The following is a 1,738-nucleotide window of genomic DNA, read 5'->3' on the forward strand; positions in this document are numbered from 1 at the left end:
CCTCCGCAAAGAAATTTTCAAGTTTTAAGAAATTTTCAAGTTTTTTAGGGTTTTTCACAGGTATTCCCAGGGCTATCCTCCGCTCACCCGCAGACGGGGTATCTATAATATCCGCCCGCAGGAATACCTCTATAGAGCGGAAGGGGGCACGCCTCCTTACGCCCGCACACGGGGCAAATGGCATGAAGCCCGCTCTTCCGCCCTCAGTCCTCAAACTCATAGCTCAGTCCCTCAAAGTCTACCAATTCCTCTGACCTGAAATTGCTAAACTTCCTGCAAGGATTCTTTTCCTTCAAAACCTGATACATTATCCTCACCAGCTTGTGCGCTATCACTATGAGCGCTTCCCTATGCTTCTTTCCCCTTCTTCTTAGCTCCCAGTATGTCTCATAGTATGGCATACCCTTCCTCGTCAGCCCAAAGGCTATCATGTATAGAATGCCTCTCACATAACCTATGCCAGCCCTAGATATCCTGCTACTCTTCCTTACGCTTTCACCACTCTCTTCGTTCCTCGGGTCAAAACCAAAATACGCCCACAGGTCATCCCTGTCCCTGAACCTCTCCACATCTCCTATCTCTGCATAGAGAACCACACTACTCAGCTCTCCTATACCAGGTATGCTTCTAAGTAGCCACACTTCTTCTGCCTTTTCTCCTATCTCTACAAGCCTTGCCTCTATGTAAGAAATCACTTCCTCAAACCTCTGGAGCTCCTCAAGAGCAAGCCTCAAAAGCTTAACCTGCATCTCAGAGGGTCTGTATCCACTCCTTGCCAATAGCTCTGCATACCTGTAGAGCTTTCTTACAAGCTCCTTTTTACCTCTTCCTCTTTTGCTCTCTGCCATGAGCCTTTCTTCAAGTCCTTCAAGACCTACAGAATACACTTCATGCCAGCCTGCAAACTCTTTAAGAAGTCTTCTCCCAGTTTTTGACTTGAGAGGGCTTCCACCAAAGACCTCATCTATGAGCGGAAACACTACAAGTGCCTGAGAGAAGGTATGACCCTCTATTTCCTGTTTCGTCTTTCTGAGCTTTGCCCAGTGCCTGACCGTTGATTTGAGGTCGTTGGGAAGGTAAGAAACCTTGTAAGAGTGCATAACTCTCTCAAGACAATACAGTGCAAGCACCTCCGCATCATAACTGTCAGTCTTTTTACCTCTCACAGACAGACCTTCTGCATACCTTGAAATAAACCTTGGATTCTCTACACGCACTTCATAACCGTTTTTCTCAAAGACAAACCTTGGAAAAAGATAATAAGCCTTTCCAGTGCTTTCCATAAGCACCACAGACCTGTCTGGAGGTGCTACTTTTATGAGATGCTTCTGAAGGAAGTCGTCCAGACTGAGATTGTGAACCTTTTGATTGAGCAGTGTTTTCCTGTCCATGTTTTTGACGCATATCTGACAGGCTTTTGAGCCCACATCTACGCCTATAGCTAGCTCTCTCACCTTATGCCCTCCAGAGGAAAAGGTCTTAGCTTTTCCTTTTCCTTTTTGTCAAGCCATTCTGCTACAGCTTCCCTTATGAGGTCTGACATGGTTCTACCCTCTTCCTCCGCTATAGCTCTGAGCCTGTTTACAGTTTCTGAAGAGAGCCATAGCTGAAACTTCTCTTTCCTTTTCAAAGGACTCCTCCAGTCATGACAACAGGAATTTTTCAGGAGCATAAATTAATCCCTCCTCCAGATACTGTCAAGTAGCGTCTATGGTTTTTCATCATTTATAGCCTCCTT

3 protein-coding genes are annotated in these 1,738 nt (G+C 45.8%); all 3 read right to left on the reverse strand.

The window, feature by feature from the left end; genetic code table 11:
• A partial coding sequence (locus tag ACKRDP_RS09840; RefSeq protein WP_409154613.1) for a hypothetical protein occupies positions 1–214 on the reverse strand: 214 nt, incomplete at its 3' end.
• A complete protein-coding gene (locus ACKRDP_RS09845; RefSeq protein ID WP_409154614.1) occupies positions 204–1,454 on the reverse strand; it encodes an IS110 family RNA-guided transposase in 1,251 nt (416 codons plus the stop codon). The genes ACKRDP_RS09845 and ACKRDP_RS09840, both read right to left, overlap by 11 nt.
• The gene (locus ACKRDP_RS09850) at positions 1,451–1,630 is read right to left on the reverse strand and encodes a ribbon-helix-helix protein, CopG family (RefSeq protein WP_409154615.1); all 180 of its coding nucleotides are present in this window, start codon (positions 1,628–1,630) and stop codon (positions 1,451–1,453) included. The genes ACKRDP_RS09845 and ACKRDP_RS09850 overlap by 4 nt, the downstream gene beginning before the upstream one ends.
• Between the last annotated feature and the right edge of the window lie 108 nt (positions 1,631–1,738).

Source organism: Pampinifervens navoyensis (genome assembly GCF_046159715.1).
Lineage (GTDB): Bacteria > Aquificota > Aquificia > Aquificales > Aquificaceae > Pampinifervens.